The sequence below is a fragment of the Mobilicoccus caccae genome (assembly GCF_030161635.1).
GTDB lineage: Bacteria > Actinomycetota > Actinomycetes > Actinomycetales > Dermatophilaceae > Mobilicoccus > Mobilicoccus caccae.
On the sequence record NZ_BSUO01000001.1, the window covers coordinates 2,041,198 to 2,065,575 of the forward strand.

Here is a 24,378-nt window from a genome sequence, read left to right on the forward strand (position 1 = left end):
TGACTCTACGTCATCGGGTGGCCGGCGGATTCCAACAACTCCCTGGCGTGGCCCAGAGCGGCCTCCGTGTCGTCGACACCGGCCATCATCCGGGCGATCTCGCGCACTCTCTCGTCGCCGTCGACGACCGCGACGTCGCTCTCGGTGACGTGTCCGTCGTCGGTCTTGCGGACGACGAGATGCCGGTCGGCGTGGGCGGCGACCTGGGCGAGGTGGGTGACGACGACGACCTGCGCGTGCTTGGCCAGGGCGGCCAGGCGTGCTCCGACGGCGATGGCGGCGCGGCCGCCGATCCCGGCGTCGACCTCGTCGAAGACGAAGGTGGGCACCGCGGAGCCGCCCGCGCCGGCGATGACCACCTCGAGCGCGAGCATGACGCGCGAGAGCTCACCACCGGAGGCGGCTTTGGCCACGGTCCGCTGCGGCAGGCCCGGCCCCGAGGCCATCCGGATGTCGACGTCGTCGGCTCCGGTGGTGCCGAGCGGCGGGTGGTCGTCGTCTCCGGGGACGGGGCCGTTCGTCCGAGGCTCGACGACGACGTCGATGACGGCCTTGCCCATCGCGAGGTGGGCCAGCTCGGCCGAGACCGCCGCGGCCAACCGGCCCGCCGCCGCGGTGCGCGCCGTCGTCAGGGCGGCGGCAGCCGCGCGGAGGTCGGCGAGCAGCTCCCCGACGCGTCCTGCCAGTCCGGCGGCCCTCTCGTGGGCGTTCTCGAGCTCGTCGAGTCGGGCCGCTGCCCGCTGCCCCCACGCGAGGGCCTCGTCCACCGAATCGCCGTAGGCGCGGGTGGTCCGGGTGAGCTCGGCGCGGCGGTTCTCGACCTCGGCCAGACGCGCCGGATCGACGTCGAGACCCGCCAGGTACGTCCCGAGATCGCTGGAACACTCCGAGACCAGCGTGGCGATCTCGCCCAGGCGCGTGTCGTAGGAGGCCAACTCCTCGTCGTGGGCGCCCGCCCCGGACAGGGCTGCCCGTGCCTGCCCGAGAAGGTCGGAGACCGACGCCCCGCCGTCGGCGTACGCGTCGTCGCCCACCAACGCGATCTGGGCGGTGCCGGCCGCGGTCCGGAGTCCGTCGACATGCGAGAGGCGCACGGATTCGGTGGCGAGCGCGGCGTCCTCCCCCGGTTGGGGGTCGAGCCGCTCCAGATCGGCCAGACCGGCCCGCAGCGCATCGGCCTCACTCGTGCGGCGGGCGTCGAGTTCGGTGAGCCGGGCGAGGTCGTCGCGGGCGGAGGTGTAGGCCTCGTACGCCTCGCGATAGGCGGTCTTCAGGGGTGCGATGGCCGGATCGGAGTCGTCGAGCATGACCCGGTGTTCCTCTGGGCTGCGCAGCCGCCACTGGTCGGCCTGACCGTGGACGACGACGAGCATCTCCCCCAGCTCGCCCAGGACCCCCACGGGCGCCGTGCGTCCGCCCACGTGGGCGCGTGAACGGCCCTGGGCCGCCACGGTACGCAGGAGCACGAGTTCGCCGTCCTCGTCCTCGGCGCCGGCGTCCTCGGCCCGCAGCAGCGCCGGATGCCCCGCAGGCAGGTCGAGCACGCCCTCGACGACGGCGTCCTTGGCGCCGGACCGCACCAGCGAGGCGTCGGCGCGCGATCCCAACAGCAACCCCAGCCCGGAGACCACCATCGTCTTTCCGGCACCCGTCTCACCCGTGAGGACGTTGAGCCCGGGCGCGAGGTCGAGCACGGCGTCGTCGATGACGCCGAGCCGGCGAAGGCGCAGACGAGTCAGCATGCCGCCAGACTACGGACCCCCACCGACACCCGCCGGACTCCCTGGCCCCACACGCGGAAACGGGGCACCGGCCCACCCGGGCCGAACGGTGGGAGGGGTGACCACGGGAGGGATGGCCGGCGGCCGGGGTGCTCACTGCTCCTGGTCGGCGGCCAGTTCCTCCGGAGAGCGCAGGATGCAGAACTCGTTCCCCTCGGGGTCGGCCAGGACGACCCATCCTGTGCCGGGGCCGTAGATCCCGCGGTGGTCGGCGACCTCGGTGGCCCCGAGCGCGAGGACGCGCGCGATCTCCTCGTCCCGGGTGCCGGCGCGCGGTCGCAGGTCGAGGTGGATGCGGTTCTTCACGCTCTTCGCCTCCGGCACCTGCAGGAAGAGGACGCAGTGCCCGGAGTCGGGGTCGTGGATCGCGCACTCCTCGTGCCCCGGCTCGTTGGGATCGTCCGGGTCGTCGACGTAGCCGAGGACCGACCGCCAGAACTCCGAGAGCGTGTAGGCGTCCGCGCAGTCGATGGACGTGTGCGAGACGAAACTTGTCATCCCCCACGAGAACCCGCGCAGAGGTGAGGGCGCAAGTGAGAAAACGCCCCGCACACCCGGCGAGGCGACACCACCTCAGACCCGCCTCGGACCGGAGGGTGAGAGAGATCCGTGGTGAGAGATCAGGAGTGAGGGGGTCAGTGGCCGTGTCGTCGTCGGCCGCGCCAGCCCTCGACCGGCAGGTCGAACTTCTCCACGAGCCGGTCGGCGAAGAGCGAGTCCGACAGGCGCGCGAGGCGCACCGGGCGCCGGCCGTGCGAGACCTCGATGCGGGCGTCGTCGGGCAGGTCCACCGGGCGCGCGCCGTCGCACCACATCACCGCGCGCCCCATCGTCGCGGGCACCAGCTCGACGGCCACCTGCGTCCGGGGTCCGACCACGAGGGGCCGGGCGAACAGGGCGTGCGCCGAGATGGGCACGAGCAGCATGGCGTCGACGTTCGGCCACATGACGGGCCCGCCGGCCGAGAACGCGTACGCGGTCGACCCGCTCGGCGTCGAGACGATCACGCCGTCGCATCCCCACGTCGAGATCGGTCGGCCGTCGACCTCGAGGGTGAGCTCCAGCATGCGCTCGCGTTCGGCCTTCTCGACCGTCACCTCGTTGAGCGCCCAACTGCGGGCGATCCGGCTCTCACCGGAGTACACCGACACGTCGAGGGTCATGCGCTCCTCGACGTGGTAGTCGCCCGCCACGATGCGCTCCACCGTGGCGGCGAGGTCTTCCTGCTCGGCCTCGGCGAGAAAACCGACGTGACCGAAGTTGACGCCCAGCAGGGGGATGTCGGTGGCGCGAGCGGCCTCGGCCGCGCGCAGGATCGTCCCGTCGCCGCCGAGGACGCACACGAGCTCGCATCCACGCGCCGGTTCGTCGGGATCGGCGAGTTCGGCGTCGGCGTCCGTCATCCCGGAGGCGAGTCCGTCTGGCAGCACCACCGGCCGGACACCGGCATCCCGCAGCCGACGGGCCACGATGCGGACGATCTCCTGCAGGTCGGGACGGCCGGGGCGGACGAACAGGAGGATACGGCGCGTCACTCCGCCTCCTCATCGGTCATCTCGCGGGCCCGGGCGTGGACCTCGTCGGTGTGAAGGACCGCGCTCCCGCACGTCCAGAGTAGGTACTCGTGGTTGCCCGTGGTCCCCGGAGTGGGGCTCGCGAGCAGTCCCGACGGCGCGAGCCCCGCGGTGCGGAGCGTCTCCGTGACGGTGATCACAGCATCTCGCCGGTCCGCGGCGGACCTCACCACGCCCGACTTGCCGAGGCGCCGACGCCCGACCTCGAACTGTGGTTTGACGAGGACGACCGCCTGTCCCGAGGGCTTCAACAACGACCGCAGGGTGTCCGCGATCAGCGTGAGCGAGATGAAGCTGAGGTCGGCGACGACGACGTCGACCGGCTCGAGATCCTCCGGCCCGACCGTGCGGATGCTCACCCCCGAGCGTTCCTCGACGCGGGGATCGAGCCGCACCGCCGGCGCCAACTGGTCGTGGCCCACGTCGAGGGCGACGACGTGCTCGGCGCCCAGTTCGAGCAGCACCTGGGTGAACCCACCCGTCGAGGCGCCCACGTCGAGACACCGCGCCCCCGCACCGAGGCGGCGAATTCGGGAAAGGCCTCGGTGGCGGCCACGAGTTTCATCGCGGCGCGTCCCACCCACCGCGACGCATCGTCGGTGCGCACCTCCACGACGGACCCCGGACGCACCTGAACCGCGGGCCGCGTCGCGACCCGCCCGTCGACCGTGACCAGTCCCCCGGCGACGAGATCTCGGGCCTGTCCTCTCGACCTGGCCCGACCCGTCTCGACGAGATGGACGTCGAGCCTGACGCCGCTCACCGGCCGCCCGCGCGCCCGAGGCGGTCGCGCAACCGGCCGTGGACCTGCTCCGCGGCCTCGAGCACGGCGTCCAGGTCCTCGGGTGCGACGGCATCGAGGCGGGCGAGCGCCTCCTCCATGTCGCGCGAGTCCTGGCCACCGGCCGGGCCGGGCCGAGCCGTGCCGGGCTGTGGAGCGGGTGGCTGTGGAACGGCGGGCCGTGGCGGTGCGGGATGTGGGGTCGGGTCGTTCACGAGTCCCCCTCGTGGATCCAGGAGTCGACATCGGGCCAGGTGGGCAGGGTGGCGCCCCCATCCACATGATGGACCCCCGCAGCGACGATCGCGCGGAGGCGTTCGGAGGCGGAGCCCCGCTGCCCCAGCACGATGGCCCGGGAGGACACGGATGCCCGCGCGCCTCCGCACGTGGCCACCACGTCCTGCTCGCCCTCGGTGACGTGCGCGGGCTCGTAGGGTTCGTGCAACACGCGCAGATCGCGGCCGAGGAAGGTCGGACGATGCTCGGGGCCGGCGAGGATGACGTCCTGGGGACCGTTCACGCCGGTGAGGACGAACAGGCTGTCCATCCCGGTCCGGACCGCTCCCTCGATGTCGGTGTCGAGGCGGTCTCCGATCGCCAGGCTCTCCGACGGCGCGCAGCCCAGTCGTTCGGCGCACCGCAGGTACAGCGGCGGGTGGGGCTTGCCCACGACCTCGGGGTCGATCGCGACCGCGCGACGCACCGCCTCGACCAGGGAGCCGTTGCCGGGGGCGATGCCCCGGTCGGTGGGCACGGTGGAGTCGGCGTTGGTCGCCACCCACAGCGCGCCCTGCTGGATCGCGAACGCGGCCTCGGCGAGGTCGGTCCAGGCGACGTCCCGGCCGAACCCCTGGAGGACGGCGACCGGCCTCTCGCGGTCGCTGCGGCCTGCGATGTCGGCCGTCCGCACCGGCGTGAGGCCCTCGTTCGTCAGGGCCAGTGCCACGCCCTCCCCGCCGACGGCCAGGACCTCGCTGCCATCCCAGAGGAGTTCGGCGAGCCGTTTGGCACCGGCCATGGCACTGGTCACCACGTCGTCGGGGTCGAGCTCGATGCCGAGTTCGCGCAGGTGGTCGACCACCTCCGCCGGGGGCGCGAGGCGTTGTTCGTGGCGTAGATGATCCCTACGTCCTTCGCCCTGGCCGCCATGAGCGCGTCCACGGCGTGCGGGACGGCGCCACCACCGCGGTAGACCACTCCGTCGAGGTCGCAGACGAGCCCCCGGTAGCCGCGCAGGAGCGTGCTCACGTCACTTCTCCCCGCCGGGCGCGAGCCTTCCTCGGTGTCGGCCTGCGCGCCCGGGTCCTCCGGCGAGGCGTGTGACTCCCCGCCGCGGTCGGTGGAGTCGGCGTCGGCGGGATCCGCCGCGCCGAGACCTTCGCCGTCCCCGGCCGTGTCACCTGCCGGGTCCGGGTCGGCAGCCTCCGCGGTCCCGTCCACGTCGGCATTCTCCTCGGAGACCGAGTCGGGGCCGGCGAGATCGCTGTCGTCGTCCTCCTCGACGTCGTCCATGAGGTCGACGACCACGGTTCCGTCGAGTTCGTCGAGTCGTTCCCAGGCGTCGGTCTGCAGATCCTCGTCGACGTCGGCCGCGTGCTGGAACCAGCGTCGCGCCTCGTCGGTGCGGCCGAGCTCGAGCAGGGCGTCGGCGTAGGCGTAGTACATCCGGGGCGCCCAGGACTCCCGCCGCCCGGGTGTCAGGTGCGGACCCTCCAGCGTCGTCAGCGCCGCCTCGTGCTGTCCGAGGTCGCGCCGGATTCCGGAGACGACGATGGCGATCTCGGCCCGCTCGGCCGCCGGGAGCCGTGCGGCCTCCGGGGCACGCGCGAGATCCAGTGCCTTCTCGGGACGCCCGAGCGCCCGCTCGCAGTCGATCAGGTACGGCAGCAGGTGGTGTGAGCCGGAGAGCCGGCGGGCCGTACGGAACTCGGTCAGCGCCACGTTCCAGTCGCCCTCGTGGTAGGCGACCATGCCCCGCGCTTCACGGACGGCCGGCACACGCCCGGCCCGGCGCACCGCCGCATCGGCGTGCGCACGCGCGAGGTCGACGTTCTCGTCCAGCAGCCGCGCCACCATGACGAGGTGCGCTCCGACGCCCTGCGCGTTCTCCTTGCTGAGGGTGCGCAACTCGCTCTTGACGGCGCGATCGACCTCGAGGCCGGTCACGTCATCGTCGATCGTCAGCTCGGGGCGTGGGTCCTCGGACCGTCGGTCGATCCGGCGTGGACCGCGCGTGCCTCCGTCGCGACGCTCGTCGCGATCCCCGAACCGGTCGCCGGGGCCGGCCGATCGGCCGTCGCGGCGCGGAACACCGTCGAACCGGTCGTCCTGACGGAACGGCGGACGTCCGCCGTCACGGCGGCGATCGTCGCCTCCGCCCCGACCCGAACCGCGGCGGTCACGATCCTCGTATCGTCCCTGGCCGGGACGTCCGCCACCGTCGTCGCGACGCTGTGGGCGACGGTCGTCGCGGCGAAAGTCCTCACGCCGGCCGCGGTCATCGCTTCGGGTGTCGTCGCTGCGACCCCTGCGGTCCCCGCCTCTCGGGTGGTCCCGGCCTCCGCGGTCTGCTCCGAACCGGTCCTCACGGGGGCCTCGTCCGTCGTCACGACGCGGACCGTCGCGGTCGTCACGACCACGGAACGGGCGCCGGTCGTCCCGGTCGTCGCGGCGCGGAGCGCGATCGTCACGGCCACGGAACGATCCGCGATCATCACGCCCGTCCCGACGAGGACCGCGGTCGTCCCGACCACGGAAGGACCCCCGGTCGTCGCGGTCGTCCCGACTCCGGAACGGACGTCGGTCATCCCGGTCGTCCCGACGTGGGGCGCGATCATCGCGGCCACGGAAGGATCCCCGGTCGTCGCGAGCGTCACGGCGCGGTCCGCGGTCCTCACGGCCACGGAACGAGCCTCTGTCGTCGCGTCCTTCCCGACGCGGACCGTCCCGGTCGTCCCGACCGCGGAACGGACGTCGGTCGTCCCGGTCGTCGCGACGGGTGGCACGGTCCTCGCGAGGTCGGAAGGAACGCCGGTCGTCTCCCTCGTTGCGGCGGGGGCCGTCTCGGCCTTCGCGGGCACGGAAGGGGCGCCGGTCGTCCGGTGCGTCCTGACGCGGTCCGCGACGGTCTCCACGGGTGTCGGGGTCGGCGTCGCGTCGAGGGCCGCGTTCGTCTCGACGCGGCTTCTCCTCGTCGGGAGTCTCGTCGGGGCGGCGACGGGGCCGGGACCAGCGCGATCCGCTGTCGTCACTCATCGTCTGACTCCTTCTGTTCGGCTGTTCGGTCCGGGGCGCTTCGCCTCGCCGGGCCACTCTCGACCCTACCCCGCACGCCGATGACGGTCGGGATGGGCGTGTCCGGTCGGAAAACGGTGGCACAACGCAAGGAAGGGGTTCCCGATAAACGGGAACCCCTTCACTCACACAATTAGTCCGGCGGCGTCCTACTCTCCCACACCGTCCCCAGTGCAGTACCATCGGCGCTGAAAGGCTTAGCTTCCGGGTTCGGAATGGGACCGGGCGTTTCCCTCTCGCTATGACCGCCGTAACACTATCGACTTATCAACCCACACCCACACAAGGCGTGGGGGGCTGATGTATCGAGAACCATACAGTGGACGCAGAACATCATCGTTGTAGTCAAGCTATCGGCTTATTAGTACCAGTCAGCTTCACGCATTACTGCGCTTCCACATCTGGCCTATCAACCCAGTAGTCTAGCTGGGAGCCTCTCACCCACAAGGGGCATGGAAACCTCATCTTGAAGCGTGCTTCCCGCTTAGATGCTTTCAGCGGTTATCACTCCCGAACGTAGCTAATCAGCGGTGCCCTTGGCAGAACAACTGACACACCAGAGGTTCGTCCATCCCGGTCCTCTCGTACTAGGGACAGGCCTTCTCAAGTTTCCTGCGCGCGCAGAGGATAGGGACCGAACTGTCTCACGACGTTCTAAACCCAGCTCGCGTACCGCTTTAATGGGCGAACAGCCCAACCCTTGGGACCAACTCCAGCCCCAGGATGCGACGAGCCGACATCGAGGTGCCAAACCATGCCGTCGATATGGACTCTTGGGCAAGATCAGCCTGTTATCCCCGGGGTACCTTTTATCCGTTGAGCGACCACGCTTCCACAAGCCATGGCCGGATCACTAGTCCCGACTTTCGTCCCTGCTCGACATGTCTGTCTCACAGTCAAGCTCCCTTGTGCACTTACACTCAAAACCTGATTGCCAACCAGGCTGAGGGAACCTTTGGGCGCCTCCGTTACCTTTTAGGAGGCAACCGCCCCAGTTAAACTACCCACCAGGCACTGTCCCTGATCCGGATCACGGATCGAAGTTAGACATCCAGAACGACCAGAGTGGTATTTCAACGTTGACTCCACCCATGCTGGCGCACGAGCTTCACAGTCTCCCACCTATCCTACACAAGCCGTACCGAACACCAATACCAAGCTATAGTAAAGGTCCCGGGGTCTTTCCGTCCTTCTGCGCGTAACGAGCATCTTTACTCGTAATGCAATTTCGCCGAGTTCGTGGTCGAGACAGTGGAGAAGTCGTTACGCCATTCGTGCAGGTCGGAACTTACCCGACAAGGAATTTCGCTACCTTAGGATGGTTATAGTTACCACCGCCGTTTACTGGCGCTTAAGTTCTCAGCTTCGCCACAAGTGACTAACCGGTCCCCTTAACGTTCCAGCACCGGGCAGGCGTCAGTCCGTATACATCGAATTACTTCTTCGCACGGACCTGTGTTTTTAGTAAACAGTCGCTTCTCCCTGGTCTCTGCGACCCTCACCCCTAACCCGCAAGGGTTTCAAGGCTCGGGCCCCCCTTCTCCCGAAGTTACGGGGGCATTTTGCCGAATTCCTTAACCACGATTCACTCGATCGCCTTAGTATTCTCTACCTGACCACCTGAGTCGGTTTAGGGTACGGGCGGCTCATGTCCTCACTAGAAGTTTTTCTCGGCAGCATAGGATCACCCTACTTCCCTCAAAAGAGGTCACCATCACATCTCAGGCTTCACGCCAGCCGGATTTACCTAGCTGACACCCTACATGCTTGGACGTGGACAACCATCGCCACGCGGAGGCTACCTTCCTGCGTCACTCCATCGCTTACCTACTACAAGATCGGGCCGCACGCTCCACCATCCCCTCCCACCCCGAAGGGTGAGTAAAGGCGGCTTCGGGTGCTTAGCATCCCCTGCCTCGATATTGGCGGACATACGCCGGTACGGGAATATCAACCCGTTGTCCATCGACTACGCCTGTCGGCCTCGCCTTAGGTCCCGACTTACCCAGGGAAGATTAGCTTGACCCTGGAACCCTTGGTCATTCGGCGGACGGGTTTCGCACCCGTCTTTCGCTACTCATGCCTGCATTCTCACTCGTGTGGCGTCCACGACTCGATCACTCGGCCGCTTCACTCCCCACACGACGCTCCCCTACCCAACCACACCCCTGAGACGAATCTAGGGAAAAATGTGATTGCCACAGCTTCGGTGATGTGCTTGAGCCCCGCTACATTGTCGGCGCGGAATCACTTGACCAGTGAGCTATTACGCACTCTTTCAAGGGTGGCTGCTTCTAAGCCAACCTCCTGGTTGTCATCGCAACTCCACATCCTTTTCCACTTAGCACACGCTTAGGGACCTTAGCTGATGATCTGGGCTGTTTCCCTCTCGACTACGGAGCTTATCCCCCGCAGTCTCACTGCCACGCTCTCACTTACCGGCATTCGGAGTTTGGCTGACGTCAGTAACCCGGTGGGGCCCATCAGCCATCCAGTAGCTCTACCTCCGGCAAGAAACACGCAACGCTGCACCTAAATGCATTTCGGGGAGAACCAGCTATCACGGAGTTTGATTGGCCTTTCACCCCTACCCACAGCTCATCCCCTCAGTTTTCAACCTAAGTGGGTTCGGTCCTCCACGACGTCTTACCGTCGCTTCAACCTGGCCATGGGTAGATCACTCCGCTTCGGGTCTAGACCCCGCGACTAAAACGCCCTATTCAGACTCGCTTTCGCTACGGCTACCCCACACGGGTTAACCTCGCCACGAAGCACTAACTCGCAGGCTCATTCTTCAAAAGGCACGCCGTCACCCCACAAAAAGGCTCCGACGGATTGTAAGCACACGGTTTCAGGTTCTATTTCACTCCCCTCCCGGGGTACTTTTCACCTTTCCCTCACGGTACTTGTCCGCTATCGGTCATCAGGGAATATTTAGGCTTAGCGGGTGGTCCCGCCAGATTCACACAGGATTTCTCGGGCCCCGTGCTACTTGGGAAACACAAAAGAGAGTCCGCAACATTTCGCCTACGGGGGTAACACCCTCTACGCCAGGCCTTTCCAGACCCTTCGGCTATGCCACGAATTTCTTACTCTCCGACCGCCCGGTAGAACGACCAATCATGCTCCCACAACCCCGCACACACAACGCCTACCGGCTTGAACATGTGCACGGTTTAGCCTCATCCGCTTTCGCTCGCCACTACTCACGGAATCACTGTTGTTTTCTCTTCCTGTGGGTACTGAGATGTTTCACTTCCCCACGTTCCCTCCACACACCCTATATATTCAGATGCGGGTGACTGGACATAACTCCAGCCGGGTTTCCCCATTCGGAAATCCTCGGATCACAGTCTGGTTATCGACTACCCGAGGCTTATCGCAGATTCCTACGTCCTTCATCGGTTCCTGATGCCAAGGCATCCACCGTGTGCCCTTAAAAACTTGACCACAACAAAGATGCTCGCGTCCACTGTACAGTTCTCAAAACACCAACCCACCCCAACCACCACGCGGCAACCACCACGCAAGTAGAAAAAGGGAGTCCAACCACCAGAAAAACCAACCACACACACGTGCAGCCGATCCCTCAGGACCCAACAACGCGCCAAGCCACCAAACCCCCACCAACCCTTTCCACACCCCCAACAGGGGCCGTACTCGAGCCAGTAGAAAACCAGCAGCCAACTAATCGATGATCCACCCATGAGCAACACCCCAGTCCCCACACTCGGAGGACATCAAGAGTGCCTCTAAAAGAGGGCTCCTTAGAAAGGAGGTGATCCAGCCGCACCTTCCGGTACGGCTACCTTGTTACGACTTAGTCCCAATCGCCAGTCCCACCTTCGACGGCTCCCCCACAAGGGTTAGGCCACCGGCTTCGGGTGTTACCGACTTTCGTGACTTGACGGGCGGTGTGTACAAGGCCCGGGAACGTATTCACCGCAGCGTTGCTGATCTGCGATTACTAGCGACTCCGACTTCATGGGGTCGAGTTGCAGACCCCAATCCGAACTGAGACCGGCTTTTAGTGATTCGCTCCGCCTTACGACATCGCAGCACTCTGTACCGGCCATTGTAGCATGCGTGAAGCCCAAGACATAAGGGGCATGATGATTTGACGTCATCCCCACCTTCCTCCGAGTTGACCCCGGCAGTCTCCCATGAGTCCCCACCATTACGTGCTGGCAACATGGAACGAGGGTTGCGCTCGTTGCGGGACTTAACCCAACATCTCACGACACGAGCTGACGACAACCATGCACCACCTGTACACCGACCTTGCGGGGAGCACATCTCTGCACTTTTCCGGTGTATGTCAAGCCTTGGTAAGGTTCTTCGCGTTGCATCGAATTAATCCGCATGCTCCGCCGCTTGTGCGGGCCCCCGTCAATTCCTTTGAGTTTTAGCCTTGCGGCCGTACTCCCCAGGCGGGGCGCTTAATGCGTTAGCTGCGGCACGGAACTCGTGGAATGAGCCCCACACCTAGCGCCCAACGTTTACGGCATGGACTACCAGGGTATCTAATCCTGTTCGCTCCCCATGCTTTCGCTTCTCAGCGTCAGTTATGGCCCAGAGACCTGCCTTCGCCATCGGTGTTCCTCCTGATATCTGCGCATTTCACCGCTACACCAGGAATTCCAGTCTCCCCTACCACACTCTAGCCTGCCCGTACCCACCGCACGTCCAGCGTTAAGCGCTGAATTTTCACGGCAGACGCGACAAACCGCCTACAAGCTCTTTACGCCCAATAATTCCGGACAACGCTCGCACCCTACGTATTACCGCGGCTGCTGGCACGTAGTTAGCCGGTGCTTCTTCTCCAGGTACCGTCACTTGCGCTTCTTCCCTGGCGAAAGAGGTTTACAACCCGAAGGCCTTCATCCCTCACGCGGCGTCGCTGCATCAGGCTTTCGCCCATTGTGCAATATTCCCCACTGCTGCCTCCCGTAGGAGTCTGGGCCGTGTCTCAGTCCCAGTGTGGCCGATCACCCTCTCAGGCCGGCTACCCGTCGTCGCCTTGGTGAGCCACTACCTCACCAACAAGCTGATAGGCCGCGAGTCCATCCTTCACCGAAAAACTTTCCACACCACCCCATGCGAGATGATAAGAATATCCAGTATTAGACCCAGTTTCCCAGGCTTATCCCAGAGTGAAGGGCAGGTTACTCACGTGTTACTCACCCGTTCGCCACTAATCCACCCAGCAAGCTGGGCTTCATCGTTCGACTTGCATGTGTTAAGCACGCCGCCAGCGTTCGTCCTGAGCCAGGATCAAACTCTCCATAAAAGAATCATTCAAAAATCCTGGCCAATCAATCAACAAAACATTGACGATCAACCAACAAACAATTGGCATCGATTTTTGGCACGCTGTTGAGTTCTCAAGCATCGGATACACGCCACGTGAGCACCTTGTCGGAGGTGCGTCGGTGACGGTGGTTGTTCTCGCGATCCGGACCCAGGAGCCCTGCCCCTGTGGGGCGTTCTCGCTGCGATCCGGGTGGCAACCCTACCAGACTGTTTCGGCCCGGTGCAACTCCGCGTTTTACGCTGTTCGCATGGTCTGCGGTGTCGGGTTCGTTCCTCCGTGGGACCGGCCGCTCGGCCGCTGGGCCGATCTCGTCCGTTCCTCCCTGCCGGGTGAACGTTGAGAACTCTAGGACGACCTTCGCGTGAACGCCAAATCGGCTGGTCAGAGGGCGATGAGCCGGCCGGGTGCGAGGGCCGGCCGGCTCGTCGCGCTCAGCCGAGGAGATCCACCGCAGCCAGCGACTTGCGTCCCCGCTTGAGCAGAGCCGTCCGTCCGTGCAGGAAGTGCTCGGTCTGCAGGCGCGCGTCGACGTCCTCGACCTTCGCGTTGTTGATCGACACTCCCCCTCGCCGATGGTGCGTCGGGCCGCCTTGCGCGACTCCGCCAGACCTGTGGCGACGAGGGCGTCGACCAACTCGCTGTCCAGCGCGACCTCGGCGCGGGGCAGTTCGGCCACCGCATCACGCAGCGTTCCCGCGTCCAGGCCGGAGGGGTCCTCCTTGCCGAAGAGCACCGCCGAGGCCTGCTTGACCGCCTCGGTCGCCTCGACCCCGTGCACCAGGGTCGTCACGTCCTCGGCCAGGGTCCGTTGGGCCGTCCTGCGGAACGGCTCGTCGCGCACCTGGCGCTCCAGCTCCTCGATCTCCTCGCGCGTGCGGTCGGTGAACACCTTGAGCAGCATCACCACCGAGGCGTCCTCGACGTTGAGCCAGTACTGGTAGAAGGCGTACGGGCTGGTCATCGACGGGTCGAGCCAGACCGCGTTGCCCTCGGACTTGCCGAACTTGCGTCCACTGGAGTCGGTGATGAGCGGGGTCGTCAGTGCATGCGCCGACCCGCCCTCGACACGGTGGATGAGGTCGGTGCCGGCCGTGATGTTGCCCCACTGGTCCTGGGCACCGGTCTGCAGCGTGCACCCGTACTCGCGGTACAGGTGGAGGTAGTCCAGGGCCTGCAGGATCTGGTAGCTGAACTCGGTGTAGCTGATCCCCTGGTCGGACTCGAGCCGGGCCGCGACCGCGTCTTTCTTGATCATCTGGTTGACGCGGAAGTGCTTGCCGTAGTCGCGCAGGAAGTCCAGGGCGCTGATCGGCGCCGTCCAGTCGAGGTTGTTGACGAACTGCGGCGGGTTGGCCTCGTCGACGTCGAGGATCCGGCGCACCTGCACGGCGATCCTCTCGACGTCGGCGGCGGTCTGCTCCTTCGTCTTCAGGGTCCGCTCACTGCTGGGTCGCGGATCACCGACCAGGCCGGTCGAGCCGCCGACGAGGCCGATCACGCGGTGCCCCGCCCGCTGCAGGTGCCGCAGCAGGATGAGCTGGACGAGGTTGCCGAAGTGCAGGCTCGGTGCGGTCGGGTCGAACCCGCAATACACCGTGATCCGCCCCTCGAGCGCCTCCCGCAGGGCGGCCTCGTCGGTGGTCTGCGCCACCAGGCCACGCCAGCTCAGCTCATCGAAGACGGTGCTCACGCTCACCGAGGTGTTCCTTTCGTCGGACCCGGCGCGCGTCTCGCGCCGGCTACGGATCAAGCTTGCCTCACCGGCTTCTGCGTCGACCAGCGGGCGCTGCGGCACGGTAGGGCGAGACGGTCGGGTCGCCGTCCAGGTGGAACCGCCACGGATACTCCTCTCCCCCACCGGCGCCCGACACACCCACGCGGACCCCGGCCACGACCGGCCGGACAGCGGATCCCCGCTCGGTGGAGACATCGGCGTCCGCGTCGGCGGCGGCGTCCGCGTCCACTCTCATCACGACGACCTGGGCGTCGGCGGCGGTCGTGTCCAGACCGTCGTGACGACGATCGAGGCCGAGCGCGACGGTCAACCTCGCCGGTCCACGAGCCAGGTCGCGGTCGCGGGGAGCGATCCCCGAGGCCGGTGTCCTGCGTGCCCGCGCCTGCTCGAGGCCGTCGACGACCTCGCCAGCGCGCAACAACACCGCACTCGCCCGGCCGTCGGGCCCGCACACGAGGTTCATGCAGAAGTGCATGCCGTAGGAGAGGTAGACGTAGAGCCGCCCGGGTGGTCCGAACATCACCGCCGTCCGCGGGGTGCGGCCGCGGAACGCGTGCGACCCCGGGTCGGCCTCGCCGGCGTACGCCTCCACCTCGGTCAACCGCACCGCGACGGGCCCGTGACGCACGATGCAGCCCAGGAGGTCGGGCGCCACCTCCAGCACGGGGCGGTCGTAGAACTCCTCCCCCAGCCGGACGACGCGCCCGCCGGGCCCCGGGTCGGACACGGCGGTCAGTCGCGGACCGTGGGCCGCTTGCTCGCCCAACTGCGCTGCCATGCCGCCGTCTGCCGCACCTTGCCGAGCTGCTCGGCGACGCGGGTGGGCGCCGTCCCGCCCTTGCCGTCCCGGGAGGCCAGCGATCCCTCGACGCTGAGGACCTCACGGACGCCGGGGGTGAGGTGCTCGGAGATCGCGGCGAGGTCCTCCTCCGACAGGTCCCAGAGCTCGATGCCGCGTTCCTCGCAGCGCCGGACGCACGCGCCCGCCACCTCGTGTGCGACGCGGAACGGGACGCCCTGACGCACCAGCCACTCCGCCACGTCGGTGGCGAGGGAGAAGCCCTGCGGTGCGAGTTCGGCGAGCCGGTCGGGGTGGAAGGTCAACGTGGCGACCATGCCGGAGAACGCCGGCAGCAACACCTCGAGGGTGTCGATCGCGTCGAAGACCGGCTCCTTGTCCTCCTGCAGGTCGCGGTTGTAGGCGAGCGGGAGCGACTTGAGCGTGGTGAGCAACCCGGCGAGGTCACCGACGAGCCGGCCGGCCTTGCCCCGGGCCAGTTCGGCGACGTCGGGGTTCTTCTTCTGCGGCATGATGCTCGACCCGGTGGAGTAGGCGTCCGCCAGGGTGACGAAGCCGAACTCCTTGGTCGCCCAGAGGATCACCTCCTCGGCGAAACGGGAGATGTCGACCGCCGCCATCGCCGCGACGAAGCAGAACTCGGCGACGAAGTCGCGACTGGCCGTGCCGTCGATCGAGTTCTCGACCGCGCCGTCGAAGCCGAGGTCGGCGGCCACCGCCTCGGGGTCGAGGCCGAGCGAGCTGCCCGCGAGGGCCCCTGAGCCGTAGGGGGACACGGCGGCGCGCTCGTCCCAGTCGCGGAACCGCTCCACGTCGCGCAGCAACGGCCAGGCGTGGGCGAGGAGGTGGTGGGCGAGGAGGACGGGCTGGGCGTGCTGCAGGTGCGTGCGTCCGGGCATCGCGGCGTCGGGGTGCGCCTCGGCCTGACTCACGAGGGCGTCGACGACGTCGAGGATCAGCCCGGAGACGATGCGGGCGTGGTCACGCAGATACATCCGGAACAGGGTGGCGACCTGATCGTTGCGCGACCTGCCGGCCCGCAGTCGCCCACCCACGTCGGCGCCGGCGCGCTCCACGAGACCCCGCTCGAGAGCGGTGTGGACGTCCTCGTCGTCCTCCGCCGGGACGAACGAGCCGCTCTCGACGTCGGCACCGAGCCGGCGCAGACCCTCCAGCATCGCCTCGAGGGTCTGCTCGTCGAGGATGCCCGCGGCGTGCAGAACCCGGGCGTGCGCGCGCGAGCCCGCCAGGTCGTACGGCGCGAGCCGCCAGTCGAAGTGGGTGCTCTTGGACAGCGCCGCCAGTGCCTGGTCCGGGCCGCCGCTGAACCGTCCACCCCACAGGGCCGAACTCTTCGCCTCGCTCACGAGCGGGTGTCCTTTCTGTCGAACTTGTCGTGGTCTCCCGCGGCCAGCGCGAGGAGTCGGTCCGCCACCGTCTGCCCACCGTCGAGGTCGGCGGCGATGACGAGCACGGTGTCGTCGCCCGCGACGGTACCGATGATCCCGGCGCGCCGCTGCACCTCGGTCTTGTCGATGGCGCTCGCCAGGTAGTTCGCCGCGCCCGGCGGGGTGCGCAGCACGGCGAGATTTCCCGATGACGTGGCACTGACCAGCAGTTCTTCGCACAGTCGCCGCAGCCGGGAGTCGGCCAGCACCGGATCGCCCGCCGGCCGGGGGTCGGATCTCCTCCTCGGCCGGGACGGCGTAGACGAGGCTGCGGCCCATGCGAACCTTGACGGCGCCGAGCTCGACGAGGTCGCGGGACAGGGTCGCCTGCGTCACGTCGTAGCCGTCCTCGGCCAGCAGGTCGAGCAACTCGGGCTGGGACTTGATCACGGTGTGTTCGAGCAGCTCGACGATGCGTTGCTGCCGCGCCGCGCGCGACTGGGCGACGGTCATCCTCATCCCCCGCCGCGTCGAGGAGTCCGGGGAGCGCATCGACGAACGAGCGCAGCTCGGCCTCCCCGACGATCAGCGGTGGCGCCAGCCGCAGCGTGTCTCCTCGCACCGGGTTGACGATGAACCCGGCCTCGAGGGAGGCCGCGGCCACCTCGGTGGCGCGCTCGTGCGCCAGGCCGATGCCGAGCAGGAGCCCGGCCCCGCGGACCTCGGTGATCCTCGGGTCCGCGAGCTGCTCGATCGCGCCGCGCACGACCTGGCCCATCTCGCGGGCGTGCTGCACGAGGTCGTCGCGCTCGATGACGTCGAGGACGGCGCACGCGGCCCCGCAGGCGAGCGGGTTGCCCCCGAAGGTCGTGCCGTGTTGCCCGGGACCGAGCAGGCCCGTGACCTCCGGCCCGAAGGTGATCATGGCGCCGATGGGCACGCCGCCGGCGAGTCCCTTGGCCAGCAGCAGCGCGTCGGGCACGATGCCGGACTCGGCGAAGGCGAACCAGGACCCCGTCCGTCCGATGCCCGTCTGGATCTCGTCGAGGATCAGCAGTACCCCGGCGGCAGAGGTGATCTCGCGGGCGCGACGCAGGTAGTCGACGCCGCCCACCACGACCCCGCCCTCCCCCTGGATCGGTTCGAGGACGACCGCGCCGATCTCACCGCGGCCCGCCTCCAGGGCCGCCTCCAACGCCGGCGCGTCGGCGAACGGCACCCGTCGCACCCCCGGCAGGAGTGGTTCGAAGGGCTCGCGGTGGGCAGCCTTGGCGGTGAGCGCCAGCGCACCGGTGCTCCGGCCGTGAAACGCGCCCTCGGCGGTGAGGATGCCGGGCCGCCCGGTGCGTCGGGCGAGCTTGATGGCGGCCTCGACGGTCTCGGTGCCCGAGTTCGTCACGAACACCGCCGACCCCGCCGGCGCCCCCGCGAGGCCGAGCAGCCGTTCGGCGAGCTCGATCTGCGGGGGCGTGGTGAAGAAGTTCGACACGTGGAGCAAGGTGGCGTGCTCGCGGACCGCCGCCACGAGATCCGGGTGCGCGTGCCCGAGCGCGTTCACGGCGATGCCACCGAGGAGATCGAGGTACCGGCGCCCGTCGGCGTCCCACACCTGACATCCCTCGCCGCGCACCAGGACCCGCTTGGGGGTGCCGAAGACACCGAGCAGCGAATCGGTGTACCGGGCGATGAGATCGTCCTGACCGCCGGCCGCCTCGGCGACCCGATCGGCTCCGACACCCGGACCACGGGCTTCGACACTCATGACACACCCTCCTGGATCGGGCCGCCGTGCGGCGCGCCCTGGTCGTCCCCGATGCCCCCGGTGTCCATGGCCGTCCCGCCGTCCCCGCCGTCCCCGCCGGCCCCGCCGTCCCCGCTGTCCCCGCTGTCCTCGGGCAGGATCATCGTGCCGATCCCCTCGTCGGTGAACACCTCCAACAGCAGCGAGTGCGGTGTCCGGCCGTCGATCACGTGCGTGCGTGCCACGCCGCCGCGCACCGCGCGGACGCAGGCCTCGAGTTTGGGGACCATGCCGGAATCGACCCGCCCGAGGAGTTCTTCGGCGTCGTCGACCGTCATCTCCGAGATGAGCGAGGAGGTGTCCGGCCAGTCGGCGTAGACCCCGGGGACGTCGGTCAGCACGACGAGCTTGCGCGCACCGAGGGAGACCGCGAGCGCCGAGGCCGCCGTGTCCGCGTTGACGTTGAGGACCTGGCCGGGATTGTCGAGATCCGGGGCGATCGAGGACACGACCGGGATGCGCCCGGCGTCGACGATGTCGACCACGGCCGAGGGCGAGACGGTGACGACGTCGCCCACGAGGCCGATGTCGACGGGCTCGCCGTCGACGAGCGCCGGGCGGCGGACCGCCCCGAAGAGGTGCGCGTCCTCACCCGAGAGGCCGACGGCGATGGGTCCGTGCTGGTTGAGGCGCCCGACGAGGTCGCGGCCCACCTGCCCGACGAGGACCATGCGCACCACGTCCATGACCTCGGGGGTCGTCACCCGCAGGCCGCCCTTGAACTCGCTGCGCAGGCCCAGACGGTCGAGCATGGCGCCGATCTGCGGGCCGCCACCGTGCACGACGACCGGACGCAGACCCGCATACCGGAGGAAGGCGACGTCCTCGGCGAAGGCCGCCGTGAGAGCCGGGTCGATCATCGCGTTGCCGCCGTGCTTGACGACGACGAGCGCACCCCTGAACTGCTCCAGCCACGGCAGTGCCTCCACGAGCGTGCGTGCCTTGGTGGTGGCCGCCGCGAGCCCGGCGCGGTCGCGCAGGGTGCGCAGATGACGGTGGACGGCGCTGTGCTGTTCGAGGTTCATGTGCTGTAGGCCGAGTTCTCGTGGACGTAGTCGTGGGTGAGGTCGTTGGTCCAGACGGTCGCCGTCCGCGTCCCGGCGTGCAGGTCGATGACGATGTGCACGTGGCGATCGGACAGGTCGACCAGGGAGCGGTCCTCACCGACGCCGCACTCCCGACACACCTGGACGCCGTTGATGGCCACATCGATCCGGTGGGCGTCGAACGACGCCGAGGTGGTGCCGACGGCCGACACGATGCGTCCCCAGTTGGGATCACCGCCGAAGACGGCGCACTTGACGAGATTGCTCCGGGCCACGGCCCTCGCGACCTCGAGCGCTTCCCGTTCGGCGACCGCGCCGGCCACCTCGATCTCGATGTCGTGCCGGGCGCCCTCGGCGTCACCGATGAGGCCGCGGGCGAGCTCGCCACACACCTGCGTCAGGGCGTCGGTCAACTCCCCTGCGTCACCGACACCCCGGAGGCCCCCGAGGCGAGGACGACGACGGTGTCGTTGGTCGACATGCAGGCGTCGGAGTCGATCCGGTCGAACGTGGTCGCACAGGCGAGCCGGAGAGCGGTCTCCAGATCGGTCGGCGACGTGACGGCGTCGGTCGTGACGACCACGAGCATCGTCGCGAGCGCGGGCGCCAACATGCCGGCGCCCTTGGCCATGCCGCCGACGGTCCAGCCCTGGCCGGTGTGGACCGCCTGCTTGGGGCGGGTGTCGGTGGTCATGATCGCCTCGGCCGCGAGCGGGCCACCGTCGGTCGCGAGGGCCCCTGCGGCCGCGTCGACCCCGGCGAGGAGCGTGTCCATGGGGAGCCGCTCGCCGATGAGGCCGGTCGAGCACACGACGACGTCGCCCGCGCTGACGCCGAACGCCTCGGCGGTGTGCTCGGCCGTGCGGTGGGTGTCGAGGAATCCCTCGGGCCCGGTGCAGGCGTTGGCGCCGCCGGAGTTGAGGACGACCACGTCGGCCCGCCCGTCGGTCACCACCTGACGGCTCCACGTCACCGGCGCGGCCTCGACGCGGTTGCTCGTGAAGACCGCCGCGGCATGGTGATCGGGACCGTCGTTGACCACCAGGGCGACATCCGGCGCACCGGAGGCCTTGAGACCGGCCGTGACACCCGTGGCCCGGAACCCGGCGGCCGCGGTGACGCTCATGCCGTGTGGCCCGTCGGCCCGTCCGTCGAGGTCTGGGAGTCGGCGAGCACGTTCACGGTGTAACCGTGGTAGCGCCACACGTTGACGGCCGCGTCGGCCTGGTCGGCGGGCACGAGGATCCAGTCCGTGTTGTAGGTCGACAGCGTCGTGACGGCGATGTGGCTGGCGGCCAGGGGCGTGATGATGCCGTTGAGCACACCGGTGAGCAGGAAGTCGATGTGCCCCTCGACCTCGAAGGCGCACCAGGGGCCGAACCGGTCGATGTCGTCGGGCACCACCCGCACCGGGGCGAGCACCGAGGTCTCCTCGGCGCTCCACGCCACGGTCGACAGCGGGCGGACGTCCTTGGCCCAGTCGGGCAGCTCCGAACCCGGCGGCAGTTTGGCGAAGGTCAGGTGTTCGGGGTGAAGTCGCAGGGCTCGGTTCTCCCGCGCGATTCCCGTGGGGACCTGGTCGGAGGACATGCTCATGGGGCGATTCCTGTCATCGGCAGCCCACACGTCTCCGGTAGGCCGAGGGCGAGATTGGCGCATTGCACGGCACCTCCGGCGGTGCCCTTGGTGAGGTTGTCGATCGCGGCCGTGACCACGACCCGCCCGGCCCGCTCGTCGACGGCCACCTGGACCAGGACGAGATTCGAGCCGAGCACGGCCGACGTCGAGGGTTGCCGGTCGTCCTTGAGGACGTGGACGAACGGCTCGTCGGCGTACGCGCGGGTCCAGGCCGAGCGCACCTGCGCCGCGGACGTCCCCACACGGATTCGGGCGGTGCAGGTCGCGAGGATCCCCCGAGGCATGGGCGCGAGCACCGGCGTGAACGACAGACTGACCTCGGATCCTGCTGCGGCGGACAGGTTCTGGACGATCTCGGGGACGTGTCGGTGCACGCCGCCCACGCCGTAGGGGCTCATCGAGCCCATGACCTCCGCACCGAGCAGGTGGGGTTTGAGCGACCGCCCGGCCCCCGAGGTGCCGCTGGCCGCGACGACGACGACGTCCTCCGGGTCGAGGACTCCGGCGGCCAACCCGGGCGCGAGCGCGAGGGTCACCGCCGTCGGGTAGCAGCCGGGGACGGCGATGCGCCCGGCCCCGACGAGTGCGTCGCGGCCGGTGGAGTCGGGCAGGGTCAGCTCGGGCAGGCCGTACGGCCACGATCCCGCGTACGGGGTGTCGTAGTAGCGCGACCAGGCCTCGGCGTCGGTGAGCCGGAAGTCGGCGCCGCAGTCGAGGACGACGACCGAGTCCGGCAGATCGGCCACCAGGGCGGCGGAGGCCCCGTGCGGCAGCGCGAGGAACACGACGTCGTGCGAGGCCAGGAGCTCGGGATCCGCCGGCTCCAGGACACGGTCGCTCAGCGGGCCGAGATGCGGGTGGTGCTCGCCGAGGCGGGAACCGGCGTTACCGGCCGCGCAGAGTGCCCCGATCGAGAACTCGGGGTGGGCCAGCAGGAGCCGGAGGATCTCACCACCGGCATACCCACTCGCGCCTGCCACTGCCGCGGTCACCATGTGCATGACTATACAAGATCATGCGAGAGCATTCACCGCTGTCAGGTCAGCGGATCGTCGTCCCCCCACGGCATGAGCACGACGTGCCGGCTGTCCCAGGTGAGCCGGGTTTCGGCGGCCTTCAACGACTCCGGGGTGTCCACCCCGGCCCGGACCATCCGCCCCGACCAGGCGTCGAGCTCGCCCGACGCGAGCGCCAGGGCCAGGTCGCAGACCTCGGCCGGCGAGGTCCATTCCGTGCGGTCGGCGTGCGCGTCCATGGACTCCGTCATGTCGGTCTGCACCACCCCGGGGGCGAGGTCGAAGGCGCGCAGGCCGTCGTCGTACCCGCCCAGGTGCAGCGCCCCGGTGATGCGACCGAGGCCGGTCTTGGCCACGTAGTAGGCCGTCGCGACGGCGCTGCTGCGGACACCCGCGCCGGAGTTGAGGTTGACCACGCGGCCCGAGCCCGCCCGCAGCATGTGCGGGACGACGGCGTGACTCAGCAGGAACGGGCCCCGGACGTCGACCTCGACCGTGCGCCACCACTGCTCGACGTCGGCCTCCCACAACGGGACCTCGGCGTCGATGACGCCCGCGTTGTTGACGAGTACGTCGATGCGACCGCGCCGCGCCACGACGTCGGTCACGTAGTCCTGCACGGCGCGGGCATCCGTGACGTCCAGGCACCTCACCTCGACTCCTCGGCGCCGCCGCCCGAGCGCGAGCTGCGTTCGACGACGTACCCCGCCCGCTCGAACGCGGCGGCGAGGAAGGCACCGATGCCCCGGGAGGCGCCGGTGACGACCGCTACAGGCTGCGACTGCGACTCCGACTCAGGCACCACGCAACTCCGCTCCGGTGGCCTTGCGCGCGGCGGAGATCGCGTCGTCGCGCAGGGCGGTGACCTGACCCGTCTTGAGCGTGCGGTCCGCGGCGCGGAACCCGAGGCGGAAGGCGAGCGACTTGGTGCCGTGCTCCAACTGGTCACCGGTGTAGACGTCGAAGAGCACGAGTGACTCCAGCGACTCCCCCGCGCCGGACCGCAGCGCGGCCTCGACGTCACCGGCCGGGACGTGCTCGTCGACGACCAACGCGACGTCGGTCCTGGCCACGGGGTAGGTCGACAACGGTGCAGCGGTGACCGATTCACCCGCGGCGAGCACGAGGGCGTCGAGGTCGAGCTCGGCGGCGCAGGTGCGCTCGGGCACCTCGACGGCGCCGCACACCTTGGGGTGCAGCTCTCCGGCGTACCCGATGATCTGCCCGTCGCACGGCCCGCCGACGACCCGCAACGCGGCGCAGCGTCCGGGGTGCCAGGGCGTGCGGACCGCGGCCTCGGGACGCAGGACCACACCGAGCACCCGGCCGAGTTCGACGGCGACACCGATGGCCTCGGCCGCGTCGACCGGGCGGGCGGGGCCCCACGGTCCGGCCGGGGACGCCTGCCCCGTCATCACCCAGGCGACGTGCCGCGGCTGGGGCGGCACGGCCCCCTGGATCGCCTCGAGGACCGAGTCCTCGGGGCGCTCACCCACGGCGGGCACGGGAGCGGCCACCGGGTCGGCACCCGGCAGGAACACCAGCCCCACCTCGTACAGGGCGACGTCGCCGGCTCCCCGCCCGAGGTTGAGGCGCAGCGTCGCGAGCAGGCTGTCGAGGACGGAGGTCCGCATCAGCGGCGCCTCGTCCGACAACGGGTTCGCGATCCGCAGGGCGCGGCGACGCTCGTCATCCGCCTCGTGCCCGAGCGCGTCGAAGACGGCCCCGGAGACGAACGGGTAGGACCACACCTCGGTCAGGCCCAGGCCGGCGAGGACCGAACCGATGAGACGGTGCGCGCGCTGGCCGCGGGTGAGGCCGCGGCCGCCGGGCGCCGTCGGCAGGATCGAGGGGATGCGCTCGTAGCCGCGCAGCCGAGCGACCTCCTCGATGAGGTCCGGGCCGTCGGCCAGGTCGGGACGCCAGGTCGGCGGGGTGACCTGCACGCGCGAGAATCCGAGCGCGTCGGACGGGTCCCCGGCCGCCTCGACCTCGCACCCGATCGAGCGCAGGTGACCGATCACGGAGTCGTGGTCGAGCCCGGTGGGTACGAAGCCGTCCTCACCCGGCTCGACGAGTCGCCACGGGTCACGGGTGTCGAAGGAGATCGGCTGCGGCGGGGAGGTGCGGTCGACGTCCGTGGCATCCGGGTCGGCCGTGCCGCCGCCGAGTTCGACGAGCAGGTCGACGGCCATCTGGGCGACGACCGGC

At 68.7% G+C, this 24,378-nt stretch carries 17 protein-coding genes, 3 rRNA genes and 5 pseudogenes; all 25 read right to left on the bottom strand.

The window, feature by feature from the left end:
- Positions 1–5: 5 nt before the first annotated feature.
- Complete coding sequence (gene recN, locus QQK49_RS09880) at positions 6–1,742, bottom strand: DNA repair protein RecN (protein ID WP_284303766.1); 1,737 nt, start codon at positions 1,740–1,742, stop codon at positions 6–8.
- Positions 1,743–1,874: 132 nt separating this feature from the next.
- Positions 1,875–2,279 (bottom strand): VOC family protein, encoded by a 405-nt coding sequence (locus QQK49_RS09885; RefSeq protein ID WP_284303767.1) that lies wholly within the window; start codon positions 2,277–2,279, stop codon positions 1,875–1,877.
- A gap of 137 nt (positions 2,280–2,416) precedes the next feature.
- Positions 2,417–3,316: an NAD kinase gene (locus QQK49_RS09890; RefSeq protein WP_284303768.1), complete on the bottom strand. Its 900-nt coding sequence runs from the start codon at positions 3,314–3,316 to the stop codon at positions 2,417–2,419.
- Positions 3,313–3,849: a TlyA family RNA methyltransferase gene (locus QQK49_RS09895; protein WP_431310528.1), complete on the bottom strand. Its 537-nt coding sequence runs from the start codon at positions 3,847–3,849 to the stop codon at positions 3,313–3,315. The genes QQK49_RS09890 and QQK49_RS09895 overlap by 4 nt, the downstream gene beginning before the upstream one ends.
- A 164-nt stretch (positions 3,850–4,013) precedes the next feature.
- Positions 4,014–4,118 (bottom strand): annotated as a pseudogene (locus tag QQK49_RS23250) (S4 domain-containing protein); the annotation flags it as partial.
- Positions 4,115–4,237 (bottom strand): hypothetical protein, encoded by a 123-nt coding sequence (locus tag QQK49_RS09900; RefSeq protein ID WP_284303770.1) that lies wholly within the window; start codon positions 4,235–4,237, stop codon positions 4,115–4,117. The pseudogene QQK49_RS23250 and the gene QQK49_RS09900, both read right to left, overlap by 4 nt.
- Before the next feature lie 110 nt (positions 4,238–4,347).
- Positions 4,348–5,217 (bottom strand): HAD-IIA family hydrolase, encoded by an 870-nt coding sequence (locus tag QQK49_RS09905; protein ID WP_284303771.1) that lies wholly within the window; start codon positions 5,215–5,217, stop codon positions 4,348–4,350.
- Positions 5,163–6,302 carry a hypothetical protein gene (locus QQK49_RS09910; protein ID WP_284303772.1) on the bottom strand — a complete coding sequence of 380 codons (1,140 nt, stop codon included), beginning with the start codon at positions 6,300–6,302 and terminating at the stop codon, positions 5,163–5,165. Before QQK49_RS09910 ends, QQK49_RS09905 begins: the two co-directional genes overlap by 55 nt.
- Positions 6,303–6,316: 14 nt before the next feature.
- Positions 6,317–6,982, bottom strand: a complete 666-nt coding sequence (locus tag QQK49_RS09915; protein WP_284303773.1) for a hypothetical protein — start codon at positions 6,980–6,982, stop codon at positions 6,317–6,319.
- A 584-nt stretch (positions 6,983–7,566) separates the two neighbouring features.
- Positions 7,567–7,683: ribosomal RNA gene (rrf, locus tag QQK49_RS09920) — 5S ribosomal RNA — on the bottom strand.
- A gap of 88 nt (positions 7,684–7,771) precedes the next feature.
- Positions 7,772–10,880, bottom strand: a 23S ribosomal RNA gene (locus QQK49_RS09925).
- Between the two features lie 321 nt (positions 10,881–11,201).
- Positions 11,202–12,720 (bottom strand): 16S ribosomal RNA (locus QQK49_RS09930).
- Together the 16S, 23S and 5S rRNA genes form the textbook arrangement of a ribosomal RNA operon.
- A 455-nt stretch (positions 12,721–13,175) precedes the next feature.
- Positions 13,176–14,434, bottom strand: a pseudogene (gene tyrS, locus QQK49_RS09935) (tyrosine--tRNA ligase).
- Between the two features lie 67 nt (positions 14,435–14,501).
- Complete coding sequence (locus QQK49_RS09940) at positions 14,502–15,257, bottom strand: DNA-3-methyladenine glycosylase (RefSeq protein ID WP_284303774.1); 756 nt, start codon at positions 15,255–15,257, stop codon at positions 14,502–14,504.
- Positions 15,212–16,645 (bottom strand): argininosuccinate lyase, encoded by a 1,434-nt coding sequence (gene argH, locus QQK49_RS09945; protein ID WP_284305873.1) that lies wholly within the window; start codon positions 16,643–16,645, stop codon positions 15,212–15,214. The genes QQK49_RS09940 and argH overlap by 46 nt, the downstream gene beginning before the upstream one ends.
- A complete protein-coding gene (locus QQK49_RS22760) occupies positions 16,642–16,935 on the bottom strand; it encodes an arginine repressor (protein ID WP_348536257.1) in 294 nt (97 codons plus the stop codon). The genes argH and QQK49_RS22760 overlap by 4 nt, the downstream gene beginning before the upstream one ends.
- An 88-nt stretch (positions 16,936–17,023) precedes the next feature.
- A pseudogene (locus QQK49_RS22765) lies at positions 17,024–17,218 on the bottom strand (hypothetical protein); the annotation flags it as partial.
- A pseudogene (locus QQK49_RS09955) lies at positions 17,190–18,428 on the bottom strand (acetylornithine transaminase); the annotation flags it as partial. The pseudogenes QQK49_RS22765 and QQK49_RS09955, both read right to left, overlap by 29 nt.
- Positions 18,425–19,492: an acetylglutamate kinase gene (argB, locus tag QQK49_RS09960; protein ID WP_284303775.1), complete on the bottom strand. Its 1,068-nt coding sequence runs from the start codon at positions 19,490–19,492 to the stop codon at positions 18,425–18,427. The gene argB and the pseudogene QQK49_RS09955, both read right to left, overlap by 4 nt.
- Positions 19,489–20,639, bottom strand: a pseudogene (argJ, locus tag QQK49_RS09965) (bifunctional glutamate N-acetyltransferase/amino-acid acetyltransferase ArgJ). The gene argB and the pseudogene argJ overlap by 4 nt, the downstream one beginning before the upstream one ends.
- Positions 20,636–21,109 carry an ACT domain-containing protein gene (locus QQK49_RS09970; protein WP_284303776.1) on the bottom strand — a complete coding sequence of 158 codons (474 nt, stop codon included), beginning with the start codon at positions 21,107–21,109 and terminating at the stop codon, positions 20,636–20,638. Before QQK49_RS09970 ends, argJ begins: the two are co-directional and overlap by 4 nt.
- Positions 21,106–22,146 carry an N-acetyl-gamma-glutamyl-phosphate reductase gene (gene argC, locus QQK49_RS09975; protein WP_284303777.1) on the bottom strand — a complete coding sequence of 347 codons (1,041 nt, stop codon included), beginning with the start codon at positions 22,144–22,146 and terminating at the stop codon, positions 21,106–21,108. The genes QQK49_RS09970 and argC overlap by 4 nt, the downstream gene beginning before the upstream one ends.
- Positions 22,147–22,187: 41 nt before the next feature.
- A complete protein-coding gene (locus tag QQK49_RS09980; RefSeq protein WP_348536153.1) occupies positions 22,188–22,820 on the bottom strand; it encodes an SDR family NAD(P)-dependent oxidoreductase in 633 nt (210 codons plus the stop codon).
- Positions 22,817–22,969, bottom strand: coding sequence for a hypothetical protein (locus QQK49_RS22770; RefSeq protein WP_348536154.1), 153 nt, complete (start codon positions 22,967–22,969; stop codon positions 22,817–22,819). The genes QQK49_RS09980 and QQK49_RS22770 overlap by 4 nt, the downstream gene beginning before the upstream one ends.
- Positions 22,962–24,362 carry a phenylalanine--tRNA ligase subunit beta gene (locus QQK49_RS22775; protein ID WP_348536258.1) on the bottom strand — a complete coding sequence of 467 codons (1,401 nt, stop codon included), beginning with the start codon at positions 24,360–24,362 and terminating at the stop codon, positions 22,962–22,964. The genes QQK49_RS22770 and QQK49_RS22775 overlap by 8 nt, the downstream gene beginning before the upstream one ends.
- Between the last annotated feature and the right edge of the window lie 16 nt (positions 24,363–24,378).

Coding starts and splice junctions, on each gene's coding strand:
- recN (WP_284303766.1), bottom strand. CDS start 1,742: ATGCTGACTCGTCTGCGCCTTCGCCGGCTCGGCGTCATCGACGACGCC.
- QQK49_RS09885 (WP_284303767.1), bottom strand. CDS start 2,279: ATGACAAGTTTCGTCTCGCACACGTCCATCGACTGCGCGGACGCCTAC.
- QQK49_RS09900 (WP_284303770.1), bottom strand. CDS start 4,237: ATGGAGGAGGCGCTCGCCCGCCTCGATGCCGTCGCACCCGAGGACCTG.
- QQK49_RS09940 (WP_284303774.1), bottom strand. CDS start 15,257: ATGGCAGCGCAGTTGGGCGAGCAAGCGGCCCACGGTCCGCGACTGACC.
- argB (WP_284303775.1), bottom strand. CDS start 19,492: ATGAACCTCGAACAGCACAGCGCCGTCCACCGTCATCTGCGCACCCTG.
- QQK49_RS09970 (WP_284303776.1), bottom strand. CDS start 21,109: ATGAGCATGTCCTCCGACCAGGTCCCCACGGGAATCGCGCGGGAGAAC.
- argC (WP_284303777.1), bottom strand. CDS start 22,146: ATGGTGACCGCGGCAGTGGCAGGCGCGAGTGGGTATGCCGGTGGTGAG.
- QQK49_RS22775 (WP_348536258.1), bottom strand. CDS start 24,362: ATGGCCGTCGACCTGCTCGTCGAACTCGGCGGCGGCACGGCCGACCCG.